Origin of the sequence: Micromonospora sp. NPDC050980, from assembly GCF_040653835.1 — a bacterium.
Classification (GTDB): domain Bacteria; phylum Actinomycetota; class Actinomycetes; order Mycobacteriales; family Micromonosporaceae; genus Micromonospora.
This window is the reverse complement of sequence record NZ_JBFAGS010000017.1, coordinates 109,182-135,275: the sequence shown is the minus strand read 5'-3', so window position 1 is coordinate 135,275 and position 26,094 is coordinate 109,182. Positions and strand designations below refer to the sequence as shown.

Below are 26,094 nucleotides of genomic sequence, written 5' to 3'. Positions count from 1 at the left end.
GTGTCTACATGGCACTGATGAGCCTCGACCCGACCGGAGACGGACGCCGGCGCTGGACCATGCGCTGGAAAGCACCCCTGAACGCCTTCCAGATCGCCTTCGAAGGCCGGCTCACCCCGGCCAACCACTGACCACCTCAACAACCAAGATCAGCCGTTAACTTGACAGACCCCCGCCTGGGCGCGTGCCCGTCGCTCCGCTGACGCTCCGACTCCGGCCACGCAACACGCCCGGCGGCTGGCGCGGAAGCGGGAAGCCCAAGGAGCCGCCGCAGAACGACAGCGGCGTTGACCGGGTGGGGGTGAGCCGGCAGCCGGCCGGGCCGCGCGGCCACGAGCCCGCGCGGCGTAGGGGAGCGCACGCCGGCCGCGTCGGCGAGCTGGCGGCGGTCGCGGGGTTGCGGTTACTGCGCCTCCGGCGGGGGCGCTCCGGCTCCAGGATGGCCGGGGCTCCGTCGGCGGCTCGCGGTCCGTGGGTGGTTGCGGTAGCCATCCTGCCTGCCATCGACCCGGGCAAGCCGAGCAGACCACCGCCCGGCCCGCCAGCGTCCGACCGTGCGTCAAGTCCGTCTTGACGTGGCGGGCCGGGCGGAGGCCCGCTCCCCAGGAGGGCGGGTCGACGGCAGACGGGATGGATGGTCAGCTCGGGTTAGGATCTGACCGTGGCATTGAGACGTGATCCGCCGCCTAGAAGAACGGGTCCTGAGCTCTACCGTCGCCCGTTTGGAAAGCTGGCACTCCATGTTGGAGACATCGACGACGTTTTGACTCTGCTAAGGCGGAGAACAAGCGACGTAGCGCTTAGGGCTGGCCGAGCAATCGCTGACGAAGCCTCGGACCTCAAAGAAGCTACGTCAGAAGAACTGACAAACATAACGATCGTGACGGCAAGTCCGGCAATAACGGTCCGGCTTGGACAATCCGCTGCGGAGGTTAGCACCGCCGAGGCTTCGAGCGATGCCGCCAAGGTGATCGTGGACGACGTGCACGCGTTACTCTCGGAGCGACAGAGCTTTTGGGCTGGCTCCGGACCGTTTTGGGCATTCGCTGGCATCGGCATCGCTGCTTCGTTCGTACTCATTGGATCTGACATGCTCAGCCGCGAGGAGCAAGACATTCTCTTGCCGGCAATCGGGCTAATCGCGACGGGCGTCCTATTCGGTCTAATTGTCTGGCGCGATCACGTTAAGGGCGGAATTGCTGTCGTCAAGCCGGCCAGAATAAGCGAGCGACGTTCTTTCCTGCAAGGGGCATGGGTTGTGGTGTTCAGCGTCGTTGCTTCATCAATTGTCACCTTCTTTCTGACGTATTGGCAAATAAGCGCGAAATAGACGTGGTGGACCTGTTGTGCCTGTCGTTGCTGGGCAACACCGTCAAACGTCGGCAATCAGCCGGCAGCGACGGCAGCCCACAGCGGAGCCGCGACAAGGGTGACAGCCAGGTCGCCACAGCTCGCGCGCGAGCCGGTCAAGGTTCCACTTCGACGTCTGACACCCGAGCTGGGTAACCAACTGGGTGACGATGGGCACGAGCAACGCCGGACACCCATGGACTGCGGTGGACCCTTCAGGCAGCTCAGCCCTGCTGCATGTGCAGCTCATGGACGGCTGATAATTCCTTCACACCGAAGAGGTCACTGGTTCGATCCCAGTATCGCCCACCATCGAAATACGCAGAAGAGCCATCCTCGTGGGAGGGTGGCTCTTGCTGATTCCATCGTCAGTCGTCGTTGGCGGTCAGCGGATCGTCAGCGAACGCTTCCCGGATGCGTTGATCGCACCCGTCCGACCGGTGGGTTTAGAGGTTGAGCGTGGTCGACGGTTTCTCGTGGCCCATCACCGTCTGGACGTCGTTGACCGGGACGCCGCGCGACACCAGCTCGGTTGCGTACGAGTGCCGTAGATCGTGAAACCGCAGCCCGCCCGGTGCCGTCTTCGCCACGTGTGCCACCGCTTCCCTTTCGGTGGGGAACTCCACCGACTGCTTGGCGCCTTCCAGGTCGACCCAGGACGCACGCCATGTGAAGTGGCCGACCCGACTCACGTCACCGAGGAGCCCGGCGCGGACCAGCGACGGGCGCCAGACGCGAGCCCGGAAATGGGTCCGGCGCAGTGGACCGACGACGAGTTGGTGAAGACCTCACCGCAGCGGTCACAGGTGTTCGCTGGTGCGTGGTCTACCTCTGGTGCCCACGAGAGGTAGCGGAGCAGCGGATCGTTGCCCGGCGAACCGGAGACACTGAGGCGCGTCTACGGGTGTGGGATGCGACCGAGCCGCTACCCGGGGCCGACCTGACTGTGAACACGTCCGAGTTGTCTCCCCGCGAGGCCGCCGAGCGGATACACCGTCACGTCCTGGCCGACGATGCTGCGGAGGTCCCCCAGGTTCGGCGTAACAGTGCGAGCAGCTCGTAGCCGTCGTCAACCCTGGCGTCCGGTCGCAGGTCCTCGCGCGGTGGCTCCCGGTCCGTGCGGGGTGAGCGCATGAGAATCGCCGCCTGGGCGCCGGCACGCCGAGCGCAGGCAACGTCGCGGCCGAGAGTGTCACCGATGAACCAGCAGGCGCCGATTGGTACGCCGATGGCGTCGGCCGCGAGGAGCGCGAGTTGCGGGTTCGGCTTCCGAGGGCCGGCTTCATCGCTGTAGAACTCGGCGGCGAAGAGAGGCGACAATCCGACGCTGGCGAGGAATTCACGGTGTGCCGCGCCGCAGAGAGTGTTGCTGACGACGGCGAGAGGTAGGCCGGCGTCGGAGGCTGCCTGTAGCGCTTCCGGAATTCCGGGTCTTACTTCCCATTCGGCGCGCCAGGTCCACGTGTACGCCAGAGAGGTAGCTTCCCGCTCGACGGCGTCACGGGCCGGCTGAGGCCAGGTGCGGGTGACAAAGTCGGCCCACACCCGAGCGTGCGGCAGCTCGACCGGATGGCCGGTTCTGCCGACGTCATCGCGCCACCGCGCGTACGCCCGAGCGCCCTCGCGGAGGTCAGTGGCGATTTGCTGGCTGGGGACCGTACCCGCGACCAGGTACGAGAGCTGGTCGACCAAGTCCGGCTGTGCCGGAGCTTGGGGAGACGGTGCGTCGACCAGGACGCCACCAAAGTCCAGAAGGAGCGCACTCGGGGACCGAAGCATGTCGACCATCCTCTATGACGTGGGAGACGGCGTGGGTGAAGGGGACAGGGGTGACCCAGGCAGAGGGCCGAGCGGAAACCGTGGAGCCGATGAGCAGAAGGACGAAAGGCGACCACGAACGGAGCAGGTAGAGGCAGCCAGCGTCACGCGAGGATGAGCCCCATTCTTCACGAGGCCGCACAGGACGACGGCGGCGGGGCCGTGTTGTGGTCGTGCCGGGCTGAGGCCGACTCGGCGCGCTGTCCGTGATCGAGGTCGGCCCAGGGCGCGCGTCCGTCGCTCCGCTGGCGCTCCGACTCCGGCCACGCAACACGCCCGGCGGCTGGCGCGGAGGGCGGGTAGCCCGGAGGGCCGCCGGATGACGACAGGCCGTTTCCGGTGACTGGTGGGCCGGCAGCCGGCCGGCCCCGCGGCAGCATATGAACTTCTGTACGTCTGTTAAGGCGGCCCGCAACGGGCGCACGAGCCGCCGGTCAGCACCGCGTGGCGTGGGAAGCGCACGCCGGGTCCGTCGGCGGCCGGCGGCCGGTGGCGGGGTTGCGGTTACTGCGCCTCCGGCGGGGGGCGCTCCGGCTCCAGGGTGGCCGGGGCTCCGGCGGCGGCTTGCGGTCCGTGGGTGGTTGGGGTGGCGGGGTCACCCCGTCCGCCGTCGACCCGGGCGAGCCGAGCAGACCATCGCCCGACCCGCCAGCGTCCGTACGAGCCGTCAAGGCCGTCTTGACGTGGCGGGCCGGGCGGCGGCCCGCTTCCCCGAGAGCGGGTCGACGGCATGCGGATGGCACAAGGTAGTGAGGGTCTAGCTGCGTGTTACATCGTGTCCGGCTGAGGGGTGGCGGTACGGACTCCGGAGGGGCTTACGACATAGGATCTCCTCGCACCTAGCCGGATGATCTTTACGGCGAGCAGCGCAACCCGTGATCGTCGGCACATGCAGGATCGGAGACAGTCATGCCGCCTCGGAGTAAGAAGACAGCAGTCTTGGGCCTCGAAGCTTCACTGTGGGAGGCAGCAAACCGACTCCGGTCAAGCATGGACGCCGCCGAGTACAAGCACATAGTCCTAGGGCTGATATTCCTAAAATACGTATCAGACCTCTTCGACGCTCATCATAACCGCATCGTTAAAAGAGACCCAGACCGCTGCACTCGCCAGTTGGCAGTGGCCGACCTCCGGGCCGAGTATTCCTCCGCAGGCGTCTTCTGGATTCCTGAGGGGCATCGATGGGATGATCTTCTCTTCAAATCGGCGCTACCTGAAATTGGCGACCACATTGACAACGCGATGGAAGCGGTCGAGCAGGCGAATCCGGCGCTCTGCGGAGTTCTGCCGAGAAACTACTCCAGGCGCGAACTGACACCCGCAATGCTTCGGGGTTTAATCGAAGCTTTCTCACGAGACGATTTGTTGGCGGCAGAGCGGACGGATCTGGATGTGCTCGGACGAGTCTACGAGTACTTCTTGGGTCAGTTCGCCTCGGCCGAAGGACGTCAAGGTGGAGAGTTCTATACTCCTCGAACGGTCGTGCAACTTCTCGTAGAGATGATTGAGCCTTATAGTGGCAGGGTATACGACCCAGCCTGCGGCTCAGGCGGTATGTTCGTTCAAGCTGACGCCTTTGTTCAAGCGCATGGCGGAAGCCGGGGCGACATTAGTGTCTTTGGGCAGGAGCAGAATCCGACCACTTGGCGTCTGGCCAAAATGAATCTCGCTCTCCGAGGCATCGAGGCCGACTTGGGCGACAAATGGGGAGACTCGTTCCTAAATGACAAGCACCCGGATTTGCTTGCCGACTACATCTTGGCTAACCCGCCATTCAACATCAGCAAATGGGGCGGCGACGAACTGCGGAGCGACAAGCGCTGGAAATTCGGGGTACCGCCGGAATCGAACGCAAACTTTGCGTGGATCCAACACATGGTCCATCACCTCGCTCCGAATGGCTCAATGGGAACGGTTCTTGCCAACGGCTCACTCTCATCGACTCAAAACGGCGAAGGCGAGATTCGAAAGAGGCTCGTAGAGGCAGATCTAGTCGAGTGCATCGTCGCGCTTCCCACGCAACTCTTCTACACCACTCCCATTCCGGTATGCCTGTGGATTCTCGCGGCCGATAAAAACGCGCGGGCTGACGAGCATGGAGGATCCCGACGTGACCGCCGAGGTGAAGTCCTCTTCATTGACGCGCGGGAGTTGGGACGCATGACGAGCCGCACTACCCGTGATTTGTCTCCTGGGGACATTTCAAAGATCGCTGAGACATACCGATCCTGGCGGGGGCGGCCCGATCTGAAGCCTTACGGGGATGTTGCAGGCTTCTGCGGTAGCGTCAACCTAGAGGTCCTCAGGCAGCACAACCACATCCTTTCGCCTAGCCGATATGTGGGGATGAACCGCGTTGGCACCGACGAAAGTGCATTGGCCGAAGAGAACCAGAGGCTAATGGCGCAAGTGCGCCAGCGCTTTAGCGAGCGCGTCCAGGCGCAGGAAGGCGTCCTCAAATCGTTCGCAGATTTAATGCGCCCTGAAGAAAGCACCTGGCAACGGGTCCGGATCGGAGATGTCGCGAAAGTCGTTGGTGGTGGGACGCCCCCGACTAGCGACCCCGACAACTTTGGCGGTGAGGTGCCTTGGGTCACGCCTAAGGACCTAACTGCGCATGTTGGGCGCTACATTTCTCGGGGCGCCCGGTCTCTATCCCAGCAAGGGTTTGCGAGATCCAGCGCAAAGCTCCTGCCGAAGAACGCCTTGCTCGTGTCGAGTAGGGCGCCTATCGGGCTCGTCGCACTCGCGGAAGACTCGCTGGCCACTAATCAGGGCATCCGATCTCTGATTCTGGACGAAACGCAAGTGCCGGAGTTCTGGTACTACTTGTTGCGCTTAGCTACTTCTCTCCTAGACGCTCATGCCAATGGCACGACCTTCAGGGAAATCAGCGGCGGCAGTCTCGCAAACATAAGTATCATGGTCCCGGATCAGCCTCGCCAGCAATACATTGCTGACATGCTCGGTGCTCTCGATGCCGAAATCGAAAACAACCTCCGTGTTAATGAATCGCTCGCTCGGCTCGTATCAGCCAACTCCTCTCATTTACTAGGGCGTGCACTGCATGGTGATCTATGATGCGGAACTCTGCGGCCAACTAGGATGCAGGAAACTCGCTAAACATGGCGGAGTCCACAAAGAAAGGCCAGAAGATGCCTGGGATTTCCTCTTGCCCAAAGACCGGGCGAAGGTCAATAAAGCAGGGTATGCGACGCCTCGTGGTGGCGCCAAAGGTGCCTACCAAAATCACGTCTACAGGAACAGCAAGGTAATCGTTCCTTACGAGCGCTTGGCGGAAGTTGATCTGGCGCAGTTCAAAGACGGATACGTCATTCGCCTTCTGCCTAACCAATACTTCGCCTCGGCCGGTGTGCCACGATCAGAGTTCGAAAGACCTGGCAGCCCGCAGGTGGGGTTGGACGCCTTCGTGCTATATCGAAGCCATCAAGCCCTAGAGAAATTCCCGCCAGTCGCAGGCTGGCACGTACGCGGGTTGCTTAAAAACGGCGTGGCGGTCGATCGCAGATCGCAAGGGGTGAAAGACACTGGGCATTATGTACTGAGACTGCCTAATGCTGGCGCTGGACGGCCGCACACAGTAGCAGGGCCGCCGCAAGGCATCTTTGCGCCAGAATATGCGGATGTCGAAGTCAACTACCTCTGCAAACTGGTGCTTGTTTGGTTGATTGTTCACACCAGACGGAGCCCCTACGTTACTTCGCAGGCGCTACATATTCGCTCGATACTACGCAATGCGAGCCTGCTGGATCACCAGCAACAAGAGTTCAGCGGCGTCACGCGGAATGGACTGTCATGCTGCCCGCTGTGTCTCAGGACCTTGGACTACACTCAGCTCCACGATACGGTTTCGTTTACTGCGGCAGCCGGCCTGACCAATGCTGGAATGCAAGTCGAGGGTGCGACTAGGTCGACCGAGGTTAATCTGTTCCATTTAGTGCCGCTCGTATACGGTGAGCTACAACACGCTCCCAGCGCTATCGGCTGGGGGCACGCGAATTGCAATACGCTTCTCGGTCAGCGGAGATGTTATTCGCTCGGAGAACTGCAAGATCTCGACTTGAAGCTTGGAATCGTAAGCGAAGAAGGAGTCCATACCATCGGTTGGATATCTGAAGACTATCAGATGATCAGATCACCGATGGGTGCTGTATGGGTTCAGCTCTGCGGTGACATGACCGAGGCCGAGTTGGCGGGCGAAGTAGCATCCGTGCCTGCTATTGCCGGGGATGAGGCGTTGGCAGAGATCGCCGAGGGCGTTGGGGGAGACTGATTGCTCCAGGCTGACTTTGCCAAGTAGTCGAGGACTGGCCCACGGCCGTAAGGCTGTGGGCCATAGTCCGCGTTCTCCACGATCGAGGACAACCACATCTACCGCATCAGCGTGAAGCGCGAGTTCTACGGCTACGAGATCGCCGGCATCAAGCTGCACGCGGCCATCGATGTGGTGATTCGGCACAACCGGATCCACGGCTGCTCGCTCGGCACCTGGCTGGACTGGCAGGCGCAGGGCACACGGCTGTCCCGCAACCCGCCCAGCGATCAGCAGAAATACGTCGACGTGAAACAACCGGTGTACGCCCGTGCGAACGCCTACACCGCAGGCGCCCGGCCGTTCGAGGGTGAGCGCGAGCCGTGGGTGCTGGGCGCCGCCACCGCGACAGTTGTCGACGAGGACGATGCGGTCTGGCTCGTCACGGATCTCCCCGAGGCGTTCGACGAGGTCCGGGTCGGTGTGATCACCGGCCGGGATCTGGACCGGGTCCGGTGCGCCGACGCGGAGTTCGAGGAGGTCGACGGCAGCCCCGCCGTCATGGACATCGACCTGTCGGGCGCGTGCCGGCAACCTGGACGAGACGGCGCCGTCGGCCCGCTCGCGCACCTTTGGTCCGGGCCGTGCCGAACGCGCGTCTTCTGACCACGGCGGCCCTCGGGTCGCGCCGGGACGATCGAAAAGGTAACGGGCCGGGAAGGGATGGCGACCTTCCCCGGGGCGGGTGCCGCGGCACCATCACCTGATCGTCATGCGCGCCGGGGCGCGCTTGTCCGGTTTGCCGCTCGACGCCATCGGTACCCGCTCGATCGACTGGATCGTCTGCGGAACCGACGGCCGGCCCGGTGCCTCCGCCACCATCGCACGCAGCCGGCCGGCATCGATGTCGTGGCCTGCGGCCGGCACCACGTACGCGTGCACCGCCTCCCCGCTGACGTCGTCGGGACGGCCGACGACGTAGGCCTCGGCGACGGTGGGGTCGGCGGCGAGAACCAGCTCGATCGGGCCGGCGTACACCAGGTTGGCGTGCACGATGACGATGTCCCGGATCCGGCCGAGCAGGTGCAGGTAGCCGTCGCCGTTTAAGGGCTCTTCGAACTTAAGCGGGGTTGAGGTGTCCGCGGTGGCGTCGGGTGGTGGCGGTGCGGGTCCGTAGGCGCTGGTTTTCGGGGTTCCGGAAGCCGTAGGCGTCGCGGGCGACGGTCTTGATAACTCGATTGGTTCCTTCCGAGCCGGCGTTGGTGATGCCGGTCGTCAGGAACGCCAGGATTTGTGGCCACCAGGTCTCGATCGTGGTGGCGATCCGGTGGAGCTCGGGCAGGTCAGAGGCGGCGCAGCGGGCGTAGAAGCGGTGCAGCAGCCGGTGGACGTGTTCCCTGTTCGGCTGGATGCGGGCGGTCGCGAGCAGGTCGAGCAGGTCTTCTTTCGCGTTCCACGCGGTGAGGATCGGAGCACCGATCGCCGCCGGGAGGGCCTCGAGGGTGTCGACGAGGCGGTCGACGTGCTTGCCGGGCATCCGGGCGGCCGAGCGGGTCAGCCGGTTACGCATCCGCCATTCGGGGTCGCTGCCGCGACCGCGGCGCCCCCGCTGGGTCAGGGTCATGCGGCGGCGGACCTCGGTGACCGCCCGGTTGGCCAGCTGCACGACGTGGAAGTGATCGACGACCAGCACCGCGTGCGGTAACACCTGCCGGATCGCGGACTTGAACACGGTGCACATGTCGATCGCCACCGCCTGGACCTGCTCACGCCAGGCCGGCGGGCGGGCGGTCAGCCAGCCGGTCACCGCCGCCGTGGTACGGCCTTCGACCTGCGCCAACAGTCCCTGACCACCAGACAGATCGCAGAAGCCGACGTGCCAACGGTCCGCAGTCACGGTCCACGAACCGGCGTGGGCATCCCAGATCCAGTGCGGTTTGCCGCGGCGAACCTCGTCGATGCCCAGCACCGCGACCGGCTCCGGCTCGGCCGGCAACACCGCGCTTGCGTGGGCGGCGAACGCGGCAGCGACAACCGGCCAGGAGATGCCGTGGTCCCGGGCGGCCTGCACGATCGTGCGACCCGCGTCGGCGACCGCCGCCCCGGCCGCCTGCCGCAGCCGGCTGGTCAGCCGGGCACGGGCCGGGACCTGCGCGACCTGCTCGGTGAACGACTTACGCGGACAGGCCGGGGTCGGGCAGTACCAGCGACGTTTGCGCCAGCGCAGCCGTACCGTCCGGCCTCCGACTGGCAGGTCCCGCGGCCGGGTTGTAGTCCACTGCTTCACCTTCATCGCACGCTGCCCGCACTGCGGGCAGCATCGTGCCTGCTCACAGCCGGTGGACAGATCCACCACCGGGACGCCGGTGACGTCCAGTTCGACCCGCTCGGCGACCAGGCCGTCAAGGCCCAGCAGCCGGGTCGTATCGTTGACCATGCTCGCAGCTCTTCACATGTGACCATCCGAACTAGACACTCAGATGATCACTGATGGGCTGCGAGCCCTTCACGCTCGGGTCAGCTCAGCCGCGAACCCCGCTCAAGTTCGAAGAGCCCGTTTAAGCGGGCCAGGTCGCGGGTGCGGACCCAGCCGTCGACGAAGACGTCGGCCGTCTCGGCCGGGTCCGCCCAGTAGGCGGCGGCCTGCGCCGGTGTCCGGACGAACAGTTCCCCCTCGGCGGCGGGACGGCCGTCGGTGTCGAGCCGCCCGGGCCGGGAACAACCGGCCCGTGGGCCGCGGGCCGGAGCGCCGGGTCACCGATCCACACGTCGCCGGCTGACGGGCGGCCGTCCGGCCGGCGCGGGCACCCCTCGACCCGCCCGACGGTCGAGATCGCTCCGCCCGTGATCGAGTACGGCACGCCGGGGGAGTCGTCCCGGTGCGGGCCCCCGCGCCCCGACCACGATCGCTCAGTTCGCCGCCAGGCTCGGGGCCGGCCGAGCAGGTTCCCACCCGGTGCGGGAGTGCGACCCGCCGGGTCCCTGGTGATGCCACCGGGTGGAATATGCTGCGCCGGCACGATGGGAGGGTGACATGCGCCGGTGGCGGATGTGGGTGACGGTGGCTGCCTTGGCCGGGGCGGTGACGGCGTCGGCGGGGTGCGGGGCGCCGGCCGGGCTGGACGGCGACCTGACCGACGACTGGCGGCCCGCCGCGGCGGCCGTGCAGTTCACCCCGAACGTGGGCGACTGTCACGTGATCGCCGACCCGTCGAGCTACCTGACCAGCTACCAGCCGGTCGACTGCACCCGGCCGCACCTGTTGGAGACCTTCCACCTGGGCACGTTCACCGGCGCGGTGGCCGAACGGGACAGCCCGCCGCGGGTGGGTTCGGCGGTGCTGCGGCCGGCGTTTGCCGAGTGCGACGCGAAGGCGACCGCGTTCGTCGGTGGTGATTGGCGGGGCGCCCGGCTGACGGTGCAGGTCGCGCCGCCGTCTCCGGGTGGGTGGCAGGGTGGCAGCCGCTGGTTCCGGTGCGACATCTTCGAACTGGACACGGTCGACGGCGGCACCGCGCGAGAGCATCCGGACGACCATCCGGTGCAGCACACCGGCAGCCTGCGGGGCGCGCTGAACGGCCCGTCGCCGCTGGCCCTCGGGTGCCTCAACGAGGACCGGTACGGCGCCTTCCAGCAGTCCGACTGCGCCCGGCCGCACACGTTCGAGTACGTCGGCTCGTGGACGGCGCCCGGCACCCCGTACGAGGACGCGGGCCGCGACGAGGACGGCGTGCACGCGCGGTGCCGGGCCCTCGTGGCCCGGTACGCGAAGGTCCCGTTCGACGGCGCGCTGCGTTACCGGACGGGCACCTCGTACCTGGTGCCGTCCCCGGAGGCGTGGGCGCGCGGCGACCGGGGCATCCGCTGCTTCTACTGGTCGGGGGGCTCGAAGGTGAGCCGCTCGATCAAGGGCGGTGGCACGAAGGCCCTACCGGCTCGCTGAACACGGCGGCAACGCGAACGCCGCCAGGACCTTTCCGCCGGCCGAGGAGTGCGGCGGGCGCCGACCGGTCAGTACGCTCGCGCCCTGGTCCGTTCCGACCGACGGGAGACGAGTCATGAGCGACACCGACGCGCCGTTGTCCGCAACCCCCCGCACCCGGCTGCGCCGCATGAGCCAGAAGGGACGCGACGACCGCGACGCACTCTTCGAGGTGCTGCGGGCCGGTCTCGTCTGCCACCTCGGCGCGCTGGTGGACGGCTGTCCGATGGTGGTGCCGACCGTCTACGGTTTCGACACCACGCACCTCTTCCTGCACGGTTCGGTGGCCAGCCGGAGCCTCACCACCGACGCCGAGGTCTGCGCCACGGTCACGGTCGTCGACGGGCTGGTCCTGGCGCGTTCGGTCTTCGAGCACGGGGTCAACTACCGCAGCGCGATGATCTACGGGACCCCGCGCAGGGTCGTCGACGCCGAGGAGAAGCGGTACGGCCTACGGTTGCTGACCGAGCACGTCGCGCCGGGCCAGTGGGACTACACCCGCGCGCCGAACGGCAGAGAACTCGCGGCCACCGTCCTGCTGGCGCTGCCGCTGGCCGAGGCGTCGGTCAAGACCCGCAGCGGGCCGCCCGACGACGGCGCCGGCCCGGACGCCGCGCTCGGCCTCTGGGCCGGTGAGCTTCCCCTGGTCGCGACGTGGCAGCAGCCGCTGACCGATCCGGCGCTGCCCGCGACCGTGGCGGTGCCGGCGCACGTGGCCGCCCGCGCCGGGACCCGCGCCGACCGGTCCTGAACCCCGCCGGCGGGGGCGGGCGGACGACCGGCGCGCTAGCGCAGTCGCCGCGCCAGCTCGGTGAGCGACACCCTGGGCTGGACGGCCGCGCAGGCGGCTACCATCGCCAGCGCCCGGGGCACGCCCCGGCAGTGGGCCACGATCCCGCGCACCGCCTCGGGTTCCGCCGCGAGGCGGTGCGCACCGAGGCGGGCGCACAGCAGCTCGTACGCCTCCTCCGGGGCGAGGCGGTCGAGCACGACGGGGCGCGCGACCTCCCCGGCGACCAGCCCGATGAGCCGGGTCCGGCTGGTCACCAGCACCGTGCACCCCGCCGTGCCGGGCAGGAGCGGCCGGATCTGGTCGGCGTCCCGCGCGTCGTCGAGCACGATGAGCATCCGCCGCCCGGCGAGCAGGCTGCGGTAGAGCCCGACCCGGGCGTCGAGGCCACGCGGGATGCCGCCGGCCGGCACGGCGAGCGCCTCGATGAGGCAGCCCAGGGCTTCGGCGGGCGACGCCGGTGACCTCTGCGCCCGGTTGCCGCCCAGATCGACGTGCAGCACCCCGTCGGCGAAGCGGGCGGCGATCCGGTGCGCCCAGTGCAGCGCCAGCGCGGTCTTGCCGATCCCGTTGCGACCGACGAGGGCGACGACCACTGTGGACGTTGCCCGGAGGCTGTCGTCGAGGAGCCGGTCGAGCTGGGCGAGCTGGGCGACGCGGCCGGTGAAGCCGGGCACGTCCAGCGGCAGTTGCATCGGCCGCGGCAGGGGCGATGACGGGCCGGGCAGGCCGAGCGCGTCGCGGATCAGTCGGACGGTGGCGGGCCGGGGACGCAGCACCCGCGCCGACTCCAGGTTGCGGATGCTGCGCACGCTCAGCCCGGTTCGGGCCGCCAGCTCCTCCTGGGTGAGGTGGGCCCGCTGCCGGGCCGCGACGATCTCATCACTCAGGGCGACCTGGTGGTCGATCACCATGCCATCTCCACTCGCCTGCTCCGGGCGGATCTGGCCGATTCGTGCCGACGGTACGCCGCAGTCGAGGCCACTGATCCGGGGCTCGGCAGCGATGTTGCCGTTGAATTGCCGGTTGTCTGCCTGTTCGCAGCGCGACCCTACGCCGACAGTGGCAGTGCCGCCATTCACCGCGGCGAATTGACCGAAGCCGGGGGAGGCGGTGTCTCGATCAGCGGTGGGCCATGACTGATGTCGGCCTGGTCGCGCACCGCGCCACCCGGCACGCGCCGGGCCCGGCACCTGACGGTGCCGCCCCGGCGCCGCCTCCACCGGGCCGCCGGCGCGAGCGGCGCCCGCCACCATAGCCACCGACGCCGGGCCCGCCCCGGCTGGTGGCACGCCGCCGACCTGTCCGCGCCGCGACGCCGGCGGGACGTGAACCCACCGTCACGCCGACGACCGCCGCCCCGCCGGGCCGCCGGCACCGACCCAGGACCCCGCCGCTCAGGTGACCGCGATCAGGAGGACAACCATGCGGAAGTACATCAGCGACACCGCGCAGCTCACCGACGAGTACGGCATCCAGATCGGCCGTTGGCAGCAGTACCGCGACCTGGGGTCGCTGCCGTTCGACGCGATGTGGTGCGTGATCCCGCCCGGAGCCAGCAGCGCCGAGGACGTGCACCCGGAGGTCGAGTTCGCGGTGGTGACCCGCGGCACCGCCATCTACGAGGCGGCCGGAGAGAAGGTCGAGGTGCCGACCGGCGGGGTGATCCTGCTCGACCCCGAGCGGCCCCACGTGATCCACAACCCCTCCCCGGAGATCCCGCTGACCATCCTGAGCATCTACTGGATGCCGCGTACCGCCGATGCCGGCGTCGAGGGCGGCCGGGACGCCGGGGCGGGCCGTGACTGACGGCGCGGCCCCCGCCGGGGTGGTCCTCGTGGTGACGCCGCCACCGACGCCGAACGGGCCGCTGCACGTCGGGCACCTCTCCGGCCCGTACGTCGCCGGGGACATCGCGGCCCGCGCGCTGCGCGCCGACGGCCGACGGGTCCTGACCCAGTGCGGCCTGGACGCCCACCAGAACTACGTGCCGGCCCGGGCCGAGACGCGCGGCGAGACACCCGCGCAAACCGCCGCGCACTACGGCTCGCTGGTGGGCGAGGCGCTGCGCGCGGCGCGCATCGGGTACGACGTGATGGTCGACCCGCTTGCCGACGCGGGCTACCGCGACGCCGTGGCCCGACTGCTCACCGAGCTGGTCGAGGCGAAGGTCGTCGAGCTGGCCCCGATGTCGCTGCGTGCCTGCGCCGGCTGTCACCGGATCCTGCACCACGCCCGGGTGGTCGGGACCTGCCCGGGCTGCGGGGCCGGGGCGGCGGGCGGCACCTGCGAGGGATGCGGCGGTTTCCGCACTGCGGCGGACCTGGTCGACGCCCGCTCGACCTGCTGCTCGGCCGTCCCGGAGCCGGTGACCCATCCGGTGCCGGTCCTCCGGCTGGAGGAGCACCGGGAGCGGCTGTGCGAGTTCTGGTCCCGGGCGGTCCTGCCGCCCCGGCTGCGCCGGCTGGTCGCGGCCTACCTCGACACGGGGCTGCCGGACGTCGCGCTGGCCTACCCGAGCGACTGGGGCATCGAGTGGGGTGACGGCCTGCGGGTGGACGTGTGGGCCGAGATGGCCCTGGCCAACCTGGTGTTGCCGGCCCGCCATCTGCGCCCGGAAGCGGGCGCGCTGACGGGTTACCTCGACGCCTGGGGTGACGTCGACGAACAGTTGCTCTTCCTCGGCATCGACAACGCCTTCTACTACGCGGTGCTCATCCCCGCCCTGCACCTGGCCGCCGGGCTGCCCGAGCGGCCGACCCGGCTGGTGGTCAACGAGTTCTACCGGCTCACCGGCGCGAAGTTCTCCACGAGCCGGGGGCACGCCATCTGGGCGCACGAGTTCCTGGCCACCGAGGACCCGGCGGTGGTCCGGGCGTTCGTGAGCTGGGACCGGCCGGACAGCTACGAGTCCGACTTCCTGCCGGCGGCGTACGAGGCGTTCAAGGCCCGCTACGCTGCGGCGCTCGACGGCACCGGACCTCAGCTCGACGTGGCGCTCGCGGACACCGAGCTGACCCGAGGCGAGCGGGCGTTGCGCCCGGACGCCTTCGACCCGGCCGCCGCGGTCCGCGCGGCGCTGGCCGCCGCCGGCAGCCGACCCGAACGGGCGGCCCGGCTGCTGGGCCTCGTCGGCGGCACCCTCCCGGCGGGTGCCGGTGACTGAGCCGCGGATACTCGTCGTCGGCGCCGGACTGGCCGGGGTCCTGCTGGCCCGGCGGTTGCAGGACGCGGGCGCCGAGGCGGTGCTCGTCGGCACGGCGACCGACGGCCCGTCGGGCGGGTACCGGGACGCCACCGCCGCGTCGGGCGGGCTGGTCCGGGCCTTCGAGCCGGAGCCGACCGCCCGCGCCCTGGCCGCCGCCAGCCTCGCCGAGCTGCGGGGCGACCCCGGCCTGGCGGCGGAGGCCGGCTGGCGGCGCACCGGCTCGCTCTACCTGCTCGACCCGGACACCGTTGCCGGGGGTGTGGGCGGGGTCGGGGCCGGTGCCGACGCGGCCGACGCCGAGGTGCTCGACGCGGCGGAGGTCGTCCGCCGCTTCGGTGTCGCCGGGCTGCCCGCGCACGCGGTGGGGGTCTGGGAGCGGCGGGCCGGCCACGTGGTGCCGGACCGGCTGCGGCGGGCCGTGCTGGCCGGGCTGACCCGGACCGAGGCGGTGCCGATGGCCCGGCTCGACGGCGACACGGTGGAGTTGCGCGACGGCCGGCGACTCGCCGGTGACCTCGTGGTCGTGGCCGCCGGGGCGTGGACCCCGGGACTGCTGCGCGCCGCCGGGCTGGACACCCGCCTGCGCACCAAGCACATCCAGTACGCCCACCACGTCGTGCGCCGCGCCGACCTGCCGTCGTTCGTGGACGAGACCAGTGGCCTCTACGGCCGGCCCGCCGGCCCCGGGCGACTCCTGCTCGGCCTGCCCAGCTCCCGCTGGGACGTCGACCCGGCCACCCCCGCGCCCGACGCCGAACTCGCGGCGCGGGTCCGGGTGGTGGCGGCGCGGCGGCTGCCCGGCCTGGACCCGCGACCGGCGGGCCCGCCGGTCAGCGCGGCCGACTGCTACAGCGAGCCCCCCGGCCTGGCGCTGCGGGCCGTCTCCCGGACCGTGCACACCTTCACCGGCGGGAGCGGAGGCGCCGCCAAGACCGCCCTGGCCGCCAGCCGACGCGCAGCCAGCGCTCTGCTGGACCACCCATCGTCCGTCGGGGTTCCGACGCCTTAGCCGAAGGCAGAGAGATGACGCAGACATACCACACCGTGGGGATCGGCGCGGGGCCCGCGAACCTGAGCCTCGCGGCGATGTACGACGTGCTCGCGCCGCACGAGATCGCGCTGTTCGAGTCCCGGGACCAGCCGGGCTGGCACGACGGGATGCTGCACAGCGGCGTGCGGATGCAGACCGGCTGGGTCAAGGACCTGGTGTCGCTCTACGACCCGACCCACCCCTTGTCGTTCCTCAACTACCTGGTCACCACCGGGAGGGTCTACGCCCTGCTGGGCGCCGGTTTCGACACGATCCCCCGGATCGAATACCAGCAGTATCTGAGCTGGGCGGCGGGCCAGTTGCCGAACATCGTCTACGGCACCCGGATCGATCGGGTCGACTTCGACGGCGCGCTGGTCAGCCGCAGCGGTGACGTGGCCGTCGCCCGCTCCCGGCACCTGGTGCTCGGCACCGGCACCGTGCCGTTCCGGCCGGACTTCCTCGCCGCCCTGGATCCCCGGCACGTCTTCGTCGCCGACGAGCTGCACCACCGCCTGTCGACGGTGGCGGACGAACCGGACGCGCCGTGGATCGTGATGGGCAGCGGGCAGACCAGCGCGGAGTGCGTGGCGGCGCTGCTGGCCCGCGGGGTCCGGGACATCCGGTGGATCGGCCGGCGGTCGTGGTTCGCGCCGCTGGAGGACTCCCCCTCGGCCAACGACCTGTACCGGCCGGCCTACCAGGAGGCGTTCCTCAACCTCTCCCGGGACGTGCGGGAACGCCTGGTCTCCGGGCAGATCCTCACCAGCGACGGCATCTCTCCTGGCACGTTGCGCGGCATCTACCAGCACAACTACGAGGAGCGGCTGCGCACGGGCCGGTTCCCGGTGACCATCATGCCGAGCCGTACCGTCACCGCGGCCCGGCAGCTCGACGGGGAGATCGAGCTGGAGTGCCTCACCGCCGGCAGCGGCGAGGAGCGGCACCGGGCGGTGCACCTGGTGGTCGCGGCGGGGCGGAAGCAGGCCCCGCTGCCGTTCGACGAGGAGCTGACCGCGCTGGTCGACGTCGACGAGCGGGGTCAACCCGTCATCGAGTCGGACTACTCGATCCGGTGGAAGCACGCCGACCAGCACAAGATCTTCGTGCTGAACCGGGGGCGTTACGTGCAGGGGCTGGTCGACTCCAACCTCAGCATCCTGCCGGTGCGCAGCGCCATGGTGCTCAACTCGATCGCCGGCCGGGTGGTCTGCCCGTTCCGCGACGAGTTCCTCAGCACCCGGTGGGCGTGACCCCGATGGCCTCCTTCGACTACGACGGCCGGGTCTTCGTCGCCGCCGACCAGGCCGGCACCGACCACGGCGCGACCGGCGACGCCGGGCCGCTGACCGGGCACTACCACCAGCGCGGCGACCTGGTCTGGGCCGAGATCACCGGCGGCGCGGTGCGGCACGGCTCGCTGGCCGGGACCTGCGACGCCGAGGGGGTGGTGCGTTTCGCCTACCTGGAGGTGCTCACCGACGGCACCATCGTCGTCGGCGAGTGCGTCTCCCGTCCCGAGCGGCTGCCGGACGGGCGGATCCGCCTGCGCGAGCAGTGGTGCCGGCACGGGCCACGCCGGGACAGTGGCGTGTCGGTCATCGAGGAGGCCCGCCCGGCCCTCGTCGCACAGGAAGAGATCAACCAGCATGTCTGACATCCAGCTCGTCAGCTTCGTCGCCGCGAGCATCCTGATCATCGTCGTACCCGGGGTGGACTTCGCCCTGGTCACCCGGCAGACCGTGCGGTACGGGCGGCGGGCCGGGTTCGTGGTGCTGGCCGGGCTCTTCGTGGCCGCCCTGGTGCACGCCACGCTCGCCACGGCCGGGCTTTCGGCCCTGCTGGTGTCCTCGCCCCGGCTGTACACCGTGCTGCGCATCGCCGGCGCTCTCTATCTGGTCTACCTGGGCGGCAGCATCCTCTGGGCCACCCGGCCCCGACGCCGGGCGCCGGCCGCGCAGCCGGTCCCGGTGGGTGCCGGCGGGGGTGGCGGCGCCCCGGGCGGGCCGTCCGCGCCGCCCGAGCACGCCCCGGCGGTCGACGAGCCGCACGTGGCCCGCCGCTCGTTCGTCATGGGCATCACCAGCCAGCTGTTGAACGTCAAGGTGGTCATCTTCTACGTCTCGTTCGTCCCGCAGTTCGTCAAGCCCGGCGACGGGGCGGCGGCCCGCACGGCGGTGCTCGCCGCGACGTTCATCGGCCTCGCGGTGCTCTGGTGGGCGTGCTACATCCTGCTCATCGACCGGTTACACGCCTGGTTGACCCGCCCGGCGGTGCTCCTGGTCATCGAGCGGCTGACCGCGGTGATCCTGATCGTCCTCGCCGTGCGGATCGCGCTGAGCCGGTGAGCGCGCCGGTGGCCGGCCCCCGTCTCCCGGGTGCCGGCCACCGCCGCGGGGTCTCGCCGGGGGAGCGCCACGGCGTCGGCCGGGCTTGCGCGCGGTCGGGTGGACGCCGGGCGGGGCAGGATGGCGTCGGATGGGACGAGCGGGCGGCCGATGGTCAGATTCCCCTGTCCACGCCGGCCGCTGTCGATCGAGACGAGGAGTTGTCATGACCGAGGTCGTCACCTACCGGCCCGAGCCGGCGGAGATGTCGTACACCTTCGGCGGCCGGGAGCCGGTCCTGCGGGTCCGGCCCGGCACCGTCGTGCGGCTCTACACCGAGGACTGCTACGGCGGCCGGGTGCGGGGGATCGACGACCTGCCCTCACGGGTCTGTCAGTTCCCCTACCTCAACCCGGTGACCGGGCCGATCCACGTCGAGGGCGCCGAACCGGGGGACACCCTCGCGGTGCACGTGGTGGCGATCGAGCCGGCCCGGGACTGGGCGGTCTCCAGCACCTTCCCGCACTTCGGCGCGTTGACCGGGACGCACGCCACCGCCATGCTGCACCCACCGCTGGACGAACTGGTCTGGAGGTACGACGTCGACGTCGCCGCCGGCACCGTGACGTACCGGGCCCGGCGCGGCGACTACACGGTGGCGCTGCCGTTGGACCCGATGCACGGCACCATGGGCGTCGCGCCGGCCGGGTTCGAGTCGCGGATGACGATCGTGCCGGACGCGCACGGCGGCAACATGGACTCTCCCGAGCTGCGGGCCGGCGTGACCGCGTACTTCGGGGTCAACGTGCCGGGTGCGCTGTTCGCGGTGGGTGACGGCCACTGCCGGCAGGGCCACGGCGAGGTGTGCGGCACCGGGGTCGAGGCGGCGATGAACACCACGCTGATTCTCGACCTGGTGAAGGGCGTGTCGACGCCGTGGCCGCGCCTGGAGTCCGACGACGCGCTGATGAGCACCGGCTCGGCCCGGCCGCTGGAGGACGCGTACCGGATCAGCCAGCACGACCTGGTCACCTGGACGGCAGAGCTGATGGGGCTGGACCGGCTCGACGCGTACCAGCTCGTCAGCCAGGCCGGTGAGGCGCCGGTGGGCAACGTCTGCGACCCGAACTACACGATGCTGGCCCGGGTGGCCCGGCGCTACCTGGGCGGCGTGACCGCGTACGAGGGCGTGCACGCGCGGCTGCGCGAGACGGGCCGAGCCCACCTGGCCGGGCGCTGACGCGCGACGGCGTCCGCGCCCGGGCCGCCCGGCGAAAACCTTGCCCAGGGCTACGAGAGTTGTAAATATTTACCGGCTTCGAGATACTGCTGACGTGCCCGACGCCCGTCGGTCGGGCGGTCCGCGACCCGAACCGACCCGCGTCACCCCCCTGCGCGAGGAGCCCCGATGAACCCTCTCGTCCGACGCCGCACCGGCCGGCTGGCCGTGGTGCTGCTCACCCTCTTCTCCGTCCTGGTCGGTCCGGCCGCCGCGCGGGCCGCCACGCCGGCATGGCCGACGCTGGGCGGCGGCATGTCCGGCGCCAACGTGGCCTCGGCCCAGTTCCTGCTCCGGCACCACGGGCAGACGCTGACCGTGGACGGCGCCTTCACCGCCGGCACGACCGCGGCGGTGCGGGCGTTCCAGTCCGCGAACGGCCTCACCCCGGACGGCGTCGTCGGCGCCCTCACCTGGTCCCGGCTCGTCGTGACGCTGGATCCGGGCGCGAACAACAACGCGGTACGCGCGCTGCAGACGGCGTTGAACAAGTACGGCTACGGGTTGACGGTCGACGGGGTCTGGGGTGGCGCCACCACGAGCGCGGTGACCGCCTTCAAGGCGTCGCGCGGGCTCACCGGCGGCACCACCGTCGGCGCGACCACCTGGCAGTGGTTGCTGGGCGGCGGGGGAGGCGGGGGCCTCTACGCGCCGGTCATCGACCGTTCGGTGCTGCCCCGTTCGGAGTACGACGACCCGCACCACGACTACCCGGCGATCGACCTGCCCACGGTGACCGGCGTGACCACGTACGCGATCACCGCCGGCACGGTCGGATACGCGGGCGGCAGTTGCGGCAACGGCATCGGAATCACCGCCGACGACGGCGCCTACTACCTCTACTGCCACCTGTCCTCCCGCGTGGTCGCGGCCGGGGCGCGGGTCGCTCCCGGGCAGGTCGTCGGATACACCGGCGCCAGTGGCAACGTGACCGGGCCGCACCTGCACCTGGAGATCCGGGTCGCCGGCGCCAACCGGTGCCCGCAACAACTCCTGCTGGCCGTCTATGACGGCGCCGCCGTCCCGGCCCCGTCGAGCCTGCCCGCCACCGGATGCTTCTACTGACCGCGGCGCCGGCCGGCACTTGACGTGGGAATCGCTATTCGGGAATACTGGTTCGTAGTTCGAGGGGGAGTACCCATCCCGCACCGGACGCGTCCGCCGTCACCACGAGCCCACCGACGGGCTCCGGCGACGCGAGCCGCCCGCATCGGCCGGGCGGTCAGGGGAGACCTTCGACCCGTTCGCCGGCGACCAGCCGGCCCGGTCGGAGGGAGCGCCTGCCGTGTCCGTACCCCTGTGGGCCTGGTTGGTCCTGAGCCTGGTCATCGCCGCCATGCTCGCGGTCGACCTGTTCCTGCACCGCGACGACCACGTCATCGGGTTCCGCGAGGCCGCGATCTGGTCGGCGATCTGGATCACCGCCGGCCTGGCGTTCGGCGTCGTGCTGTGGCTCTGGCAGGGCGACGAGGCCGCCGGCGCCTACTACGCCGGCTATCTCATCGAGAAGGCGCTGTCGGTGGACAACGTCTTCGTCTTCGCGCTGATCTTCGGCTACTTCGCCGTCCCGGCCGCGTTGCAGCACAAGGTGCTGTTCTGGGGCGTCGTGGGCGCGCTGCTGTTCCGGCTGGTGTTCATCTTCGTCGGCGCCGAACTGCTCGACAGGTTCTTCTGGACCGCCTACGTGTTCGGCCTGTTCCTCGTCTACACCGGCTGGAAGATGGCCTTCCAGCACGACGCCGAGATGAACCCCGACCGCAACCTCGTCGTCCGCCTGGTGCGGCGGGTCATCCCCACCGACGCCCGCTACCACGGCAACAGGTTCTTCGCCCGGGTCGACGGCAGGCGGGTCGCCACCCTGCTGTTCGTCGTCCTCATCGCGGTCGAGGCCACCGACCTGATCTTCGCGATCGACTCCGTCGCCGCGATCCTGGCCATCACCACCAGCACGTTCATCGTGTGGACCGCCAACGCCTTCGCCGTCCTCGGCCTGCGCAGCCTCTACTTCTGCCTCGCCGGCCTGCTCCGCCGCTTCGTGCACCTGCACTACGGCCTGGCGTTCCTGCTCGCCTTCGCCGGAGTGAAGCTGATCCTCTCCGAAACGCCGGTCGGCAAACTACCCATCCCGCTCACCCTCGGCGTCATCGTCGCCACCCTCGCCGTGGCCATCGGCTGGAGCCTCGCCAGCACGCGCGGCCAGGTGCCGGCCGGCGACGAGCCGCACAGCACCGGCTGACCTCTCCGTCCCTCACGGGATGGGTCGAACCTCGGTGGCGCCCCGCCAGCAGCCGGTGCGGCCCACGGCCGAGCGCCATCCCGCCCCGGAGAGCTGCACCTGCCCGTACACGCAGGTCTTCGTGCTCGTCAGCAGGTTGCCGAAGGTCGAGATGCCGCCGTAATCCATGGCGAAGTCGGCCGTGCGGGTCGGCTGGTCGCCGTCGGTGACGGTGAGCTGGATGCGGGCGGGGCGGGGCACGACGTCCGCACCGCCCGGCACCGGTACGAACCGGGGCCAACTCACCCCGCAGGCCGGGGCGTAGCGCAGCTCGACCGTGCCGATCACCCGCTCGTGCAGCAGCACGGCGGCACTGTCCACGGTGGTCACCCCGGGATCGGCGGCGCAGTTGGCGTCCTTCGGGTCCGCACCGTCGCGGATGCCCGCCCGCACGGCCGGCGACGCGCCCTCGCCGGAGGGCGTCGACACCGCCCCGGCCGGTGGCTCCGGCCCGACCGCCGCCGACGACGGGCCCCCGTCCCCCGGTGTGCCGAGCCCGCCGGCGAGCCAGGGCACCGCGACGAATCCGGTCAGCAGCACCGCGGCGGCCAGCACCCGAACGTGGCGATTCGGACGGATGGCCGTCCACGCCAGGGCGGCGCTCGCGGGCCGGTTCGGGCGGAACGGTCCGGAGCTGTCGCCGGGCCGGCTCGCCGGACCTGGCCGCAGCTCCGACTCGGGCCCCAACTCCGACCCGGGCCCGGGCTTCGGGCCCAGGTCCGGCTGCCCGGGCTTCGACTCCGGCGCCGACCCGATCGCGGCGGCGACCGCACGCCACCGCGCGGTCCACTCCGTCTCGTCGCCGCCGAGCGCCCGTACGTAGGCCAGGGTCGTGTCGAGGGTCGGCAACCGCCGTCCACCGGCTGCCTCCGACAGTGAGCTCGCCGAGCGGTGGGCCCGACGGGCGAGTGCCTGGTAGGTGGGCCGGCCGGCCCGGTCGCGCAGAGCCCTCAGGTCGGCGGCGAACGCCTGGAGCGGGCCGGCGGTCGGGTCCAGGGGGCGCTCCGCCCGGGCCATGGATGGCTCCTCGAATTGATTGACCACAACCGTGATTCATTGTCCGACGCGACACAGCGTAGAGAACAATGTGGACGGACGGTAGAGATTGGAGCCGACACCCCTGGGGCTGACCCAGTCCACGACACGGAGGAGAGATCATGATCCGCAACGTCAGGCGGGTGACCGCCGCTGCGGCGGCAGCCCTCGTGACGGCCAGCCTCCTGGTCGCGTCGCCCGCCAGCGCCGCGACGTGCAGCGGTTACGGCTGCGACGGCACCGACCCGATCAACACCGGCTGCTCCGCCGATGCCCGCAACATCACGCCCTACCCGGCGCGCATCATGCAGGGAGCCAACGAACTCGCCGTGGTGGAACTGCGCTGGAGCGACTCCTGCAAGACCAACTGGGGACGGATCTCGAACCGCGTGAGCCCGCAGAACACCGCCCGGGTGCGCGTCTACCGGTCCAACCCCTACGCCAACACCTCGTGGTACGGCGGCACGGGCCGGCAGTACTACGGGGACCAGCTCTACGGCGACGGCATGACCGTCTGCGCGGTCGGTGAGGTCGTCACGCCCTCCGGCACGCTGAGCAGCACCCCACTCTGCGCCTGACAGCTGCCGGCTTCGACCCCGCGGTGCGAGCAGGGTCGAGGTGCCGTCCCAGCAGCCGCCCGGTTCGTTGCTGACCGTGCCGGCGGTGGCGCTGGCCGACGGCAGCGGAGATCCGACCCGGCGGCACCGGGCCGGGTCGGCGCGTCACGGGACCACGCGCCGGCCCGGCCCCTCCGAAAGCGCGGCTCCTTCGTCCGGGGCCCCGCCGGGCGGCGGAGGCGAGCATCACCGCCCGGCGTCGCCGGACAGTCCTGACGACCCCCGAGAACGACAGGTCGGCGCCCTGCCCTGCCGACCAGCAGATCCAAGGCCACCTCCCGGCTTCGGGAGGTGGCCTTTCGCCGTCCCGAACGCCGGCCACCCGCCCCCTCGCGCGGCACCGTCGGTCGGTCGCGAGGACCGGAAGCTCCCGACGTGGCTCCCACACACTGGGAGCCGAATCCTCCGGGCGAGCTTCTGAGCAGGGGCAGCCCCAGATGATCGCGGCGAACTGCGGCCGGGTCGCCTACTCGTCGGGCCGACGTGCGACGCTCGAACTCCGCCCCCGAACCGCCGCACCATTCCCGGCCTGGCAGCCCACCCGACCCGACACCCCTGATGCCCGGAGGAACGCAGACCATGGACCACGCATCCCAGCTCATCCAGGAGCGGAGCGCCCCGCCGGCGACGCTGGTGATCTTCGGCGCCTCCGGTGACCTGACCCGGCGCAAGCTGCTGCCCGCGGTCGAGAGCCTGGCCCGGCACGAGCGGCTCCCGGACCAGTTCGCGCTGGTCGGCGTCGCGCGTACGCCGATGACCGACGAGCAGTTCGCCGAGAGCGCCCTCGGCGGGCGCGCTCTCGCCGGCAAGCGTCAGCTCCACGGCGGCATCCGGTACGTGGCCGGCGGCTACGACGACTCGGACACCTACAAGCGGTTGGTGGAGACGCTCGACGAGATGGACGCGCGGCGGGGCACGTCCGGCAACCGGCTGTTCTACCTGTCGACCCCGGCCGGGGCCTTCGAGCCGGTGATCAACGGGCTGGCCGGGGTCGGGCTCAACCAGCCGCGTGAGGGTTCCTTCTCCCGCCTGGTCATCGAGAAGCCGTACGGGCGTGACCTGGTCACGGCCCGCGAGTTGGACGGCGTCGTGCACAGCGCGTTCGACGAGCACCAGGTGTTCCGGATCGACCACTATCTGGGCAAGGACACCGTCCAGAACGTGCTGGCGTTGCGCTTCGCGAACTCGATCTTCCAGCCCATCTGGGACCGCTCCTGGGTCGACCACGTGCAGATCACCGTCGCGGAGACCCTCGGCGTCGGGACGCGCGGCGGCTTCTACGAGGACGCCGGCGCCATGCGGGACATCGTGCAGAACCACGTGCTCCAGGTCCTCGCGCTGGCCCTGATGGAGCCGCCGGCCTCGTTCGAGTCCGAGGGCCTGCGCAACGAGAAGGTGAAGCTGTTGCAGGCGATCCGGCTGCCCACCGACCGGGACATCGCCGAGGCCGCGGTCCGCGGGCAGTACACCCGGGGCGGCACCCGCGAGGAGTTGATGGCCGGCTACCGCGAAGAGACCGGCGTCGACCCGCTGTCACGCACCGAGACCTACGCCGCGATGCGGCTCAACGTGGACAACTGGCGGTGGGCCGGGGTGCCGTTCTACGTGCGCACCGGCAAGCGCCTGCCGGCCCGGCTCACCGAGGTGGCGCTGCAGTTCCAGCGCCCGCCGCACCTGCCGATCCCCACCGACCAGCTCACCGGCCTCGAAGCGGACGCGCTGATCCTGCGGATCCAACCGAACGAGGGCATCTCGCTGCGCTTCGGCGCCAAGGTGCCGGGCCACTCCTTCCGGGTCCGCACGGCCACCATGGAGTTCTCCTACGACCAGACGTTCGTCGAGGAGTCCCCGGAGGCGTACGAGCGTCTGCTCCTGGACGCGCTGATCGGTGACGCGTCGCTGTTCATCCGCAGCGACGAGGTGCAGCAGTGCTGGCGGATCGTCGACCCGATCATCGAGTACTGGGAGAAGGACAACTCGCCGATCCCCACCTACGAGGCCGCCTCCTGGGGGCCGACCGACGCCGACCGGCTCATCGGCCGGCACGGCCGCAGGTGGCGCAACTCGGCGTAGCGCCCCGCGCCGGGTGGGCCGAGCGGCTGCGCCTCCA

At 70.0% G+C, this 26,094-nt stretch carries 23 protein-coding genes; 17 read left to right on the top strand and 6 right to left on the bottom strand.

Annotated features, from left to right (window positions below; translation table 11 throughout):
- Positions 1-661: 661 nt before the first annotated feature.
- Positions 662-1,330, top strand: coding sequence for a hypothetical protein (locus AB0H28_RS23225; RefSeq protein ID WP_358043783.1), 669 nt, complete (start codon positions 662-664; stop codon positions 1,328-1,330).
- 466 nt (positions 1,331-1,796) lie between these two features.
- Here the strand turns inward: AB0H28_RS23225 and AB0H28_RS23220 are convergent, their stop codons facing one another.
- Both AB0H28_RS23220 and AB0H28_RS23215 read right to left on the bottom strand, forming a co-directional pair.
- Complete coding sequence (locus tag AB0H28_RS23220; RefSeq protein ID WP_358043781.1) at positions 1,797-2,042, bottom strand: site-specific integrase; 246 nt, start codon at positions 2,040-2,042, stop codon at positions 1,797-1,799.
- A gap of 304 nt (positions 2,043-2,346) precedes the next feature.
- A complete protein-coding gene (locus AB0H28_RS23215) occupies positions 2,347-3,129 on the bottom strand; it encodes an HAD family hydrolase (protein ID WP_358043777.1) in 783 nt (260 codons plus the stop codon).
- A 948-nt stretch (positions 3,130-4,077) separates the two neighbouring features.
- Here AB0H28_RS23215 and AB0H28_RS23210 point away from each other — a divergent pair.
- The 3 genes from AB0H28_RS23210 (at position 4,078) to AB0H28_RS23200 (ending at position 8,107) form a co-directional block, all read left to right on the top strand.
- Positions 4,078-6,249, top strand: coding sequence for an N-6 DNA methylase (locus AB0H28_RS23210; RefSeq protein ID WP_358043774.1), 2,172 nt, complete (start codon positions 4,078-4,080; stop codon positions 6,247-6,249).
- Positions 6,236-7,462, top strand: coding sequence for a restriction endonuclease (locus AB0H28_RS23205; RefSeq protein ID WP_358043771.1), 1,227 nt, complete (start codon positions 6,236-6,238; stop codon positions 7,460-7,462). Before AB0H28_RS23210 ends, AB0H28_RS23205 begins: the two co-directional genes overlap by 14 nt.
- 111 nt (positions 7,463-7,573) lie before the next feature.
- Complete coding sequence (locus AB0H28_RS23200) at positions 7,574-8,107, top strand: hypothetical protein (protein ID WP_358043768.1); 534 nt, start codon at positions 7,574-7,576, stop codon at positions 8,105-8,107.
- Between the two features lie 93 nt (positions 8,108-8,200).
- Here the strand turns inward: AB0H28_RS23200 and AB0H28_RS23195 are convergent, their stop codons facing one another.
- Both AB0H28_RS23195 and AB0H28_RS23190 read right to left on the bottom strand, forming a co-directional pair.
- Complete coding sequence (locus tag AB0H28_RS23195) at positions 8,201-8,479, bottom strand: hypothetical protein (RefSeq protein ID WP_358043766.1); 279 nt, start codon at positions 8,477-8,479, stop codon at positions 8,201-8,203.
- A gap of 82 nt (positions 8,480-8,561) precedes the next feature.
- Complete coding sequence (locus AB0H28_RS23190) at positions 8,562-9,878, bottom strand: ISL3 family transposase (protein WP_358043763.1); 1,317 nt, start codon at positions 9,876-9,878, stop codon at positions 8,562-8,564.
- A 597-nt stretch (positions 9,879-10,475) separates the two neighbouring features.
- On the opposite strand from AB0H28_RS23190, the gene AB0H28_RS23185 reads away from it, so the two are divergent.
- Both AB0H28_RS23185 and AB0H28_RS23180 read left to right on the top strand, forming a co-directional pair.
- Positions 10,476-11,384, top strand: coding sequence for a septum formation family protein (locus tag AB0H28_RS23185; protein ID WP_358043760.1), 909 nt, complete (start codon positions 10,476-10,478; stop codon positions 11,382-11,384).
- 115 nt (positions 11,385-11,499) lie between these two features.
- Positions 11,500-12,174, top strand: a complete 675-nt coding sequence (locus AB0H28_RS23180) for a pyridoxamine 5'-phosphate oxidase family protein (protein ID WP_358043757.1) — start codon at positions 11,500-11,502, stop codon at positions 12,172-12,174.
- Between the two features lie 35 nt (positions 12,175-12,209).
- Here AB0H28_RS23180 and AB0H28_RS23175 read toward each other — a convergent pair whose 3' ends face one another.
- The gene (locus AB0H28_RS23175) at positions 12,210-13,127 is read right to left on the bottom strand and encodes an NB-ARC domain-containing protein (protein WP_358043754.1); all 918 of its coding nucleotides are present in this window, start codon (positions 13,125-13,127) and stop codon (positions 12,210-12,212) included.
- A 511-nt stretch (positions 13,128-13,638) separates the two neighbouring features.
- Here AB0H28_RS23175 and AB0H28_RS23170 point away from each other — a divergent pair.
- From AB0H28_RS23170 to AB0H28_RS23130, 9 genes are all read left to right on the top strand, one after another.
- Complete coding sequence (locus AB0H28_RS23170) at positions 13,639-14,022, top strand: cupin domain-containing protein (RefSeq protein ID WP_358043751.1); 384 nt, start codon at positions 13,639-13,641, stop codon at positions 14,020-14,022.
- Positions 14,015-15,379 carry a class I tRNA ligase family protein gene (locus AB0H28_RS23165; RefSeq protein ID WP_358043748.1) on the top strand — a complete coding sequence of 455 codons (1,365 nt, stop codon included), beginning with the start codon at positions 14,015-14,017 and terminating at the stop codon, positions 15,377-15,379. The genes AB0H28_RS23170 and AB0H28_RS23165 overlap by 8 nt, the downstream gene beginning before the upstream one ends.
- Complete coding sequence (locus AB0H28_RS23160; protein WP_358043745.1) at positions 15,366-16,430, top strand: FAD-dependent oxidoreductase; 1,065 nt, start codon at positions 15,366-15,368, stop codon at positions 16,428-16,430. The genes AB0H28_RS23165 and AB0H28_RS23160 overlap by 14 nt, the downstream gene beginning before the upstream one ends.
- 14 nt (positions 16,431-16,444) lie before the next feature.
- Positions 16,445-17,704, top strand: a complete 1,260-nt coding sequence (locus AB0H28_RS23155) for a SidA/IucD/PvdA family monooxygenase (RefSeq protein ID WP_358043743.1) — start codon at positions 16,445-16,447, stop codon at positions 17,702-17,704.
- Between the two features lie 5 nt (positions 17,705-17,709).
- A complete protein-coding gene (locus AB0H28_RS23150) occupies positions 17,710-18,108 on the top strand; it encodes a hypothetical protein (protein ID WP_358043800.1) in 399 nt (132 codons plus the stop codon).
- Positions 18,101-18,799, top strand: a complete 699-nt coding sequence (locus tag AB0H28_RS23145; RefSeq protein WP_358043740.1) for a LysE family translocator — start codon at positions 18,101-18,103, stop codon at positions 18,797-18,799. The genes AB0H28_RS23150 and AB0H28_RS23145 overlap by 8 nt, the downstream gene beginning before the upstream one ends.
- 205 nt (positions 18,800-19,004) lie before the next feature.
- Entirely contained in the window at positions 19,005-20,018 is a 1,014-nt protein-coding gene (locus tag AB0H28_RS23140) for an acetamidase/formamidase family protein (protein WP_358043737.1), read from the top strand.
- Between the two features lie 168 nt (positions 20,019-20,186).
- Positions 20,187-21,122 (top strand): peptidoglycan-binding protein, encoded by a 936-nt coding sequence (locus tag AB0H28_RS23135; RefSeq protein WP_358043735.1) that lies wholly within the window; start codon positions 20,187-20,189, stop codon positions 21,120-21,122.
- Positions 21,123-21,342: 220 nt separating this feature from the next.
- Positions 21,343-22,293, top strand: coding sequence for a TerC family protein (locus AB0H28_RS23130; protein WP_358043733.1), 951 nt, complete (start codon positions 21,343-21,345; stop codon positions 22,291-22,293).
- Between the two features lie 12 nt (positions 22,294-22,305).
- Here AB0H28_RS23130 and AB0H28_RS23125 read toward each other — a convergent pair whose 3' ends face one another.
- Complete coding sequence (locus tag AB0H28_RS23125; protein ID WP_358043730.1) at positions 22,306-23,349, bottom strand: helix-turn-helix domain-containing protein; 1,044 nt, start codon at positions 23,347-23,349, stop codon at positions 22,306-22,308.
- A gap of 140 nt (positions 23,350-23,489) precedes the next feature.
- Between AB0H28_RS23125 and AB0H28_RS23120 the strand changes: the two genes are divergently transcribed.
- Together AB0H28_RS23120 and zwf are read left to right on the top strand one after the other, a co-directional pair.
- Positions 23,490-23,945 (top strand): DUF2690 domain-containing protein, encoded by a 456-nt coding sequence (locus tag AB0H28_RS23120; RefSeq protein WP_358043727.1) that lies wholly within the window; start codon positions 23,490-23,492, stop codon positions 23,943-23,945.
- 618 nt (positions 23,946-24,563) lie between these two features.
- Positions 24,564-26,057 (top strand): glucose-6-phosphate dehydrogenase, encoded by a 1,494-nt coding sequence (zwf, locus tag AB0H28_RS23115; RefSeq protein WP_358043724.1) that lies wholly within the window; start codon positions 24,564-24,566, stop codon positions 26,055-26,057.
- Positions 26,058-26,094 lie beyond the last annotated feature (37 nt).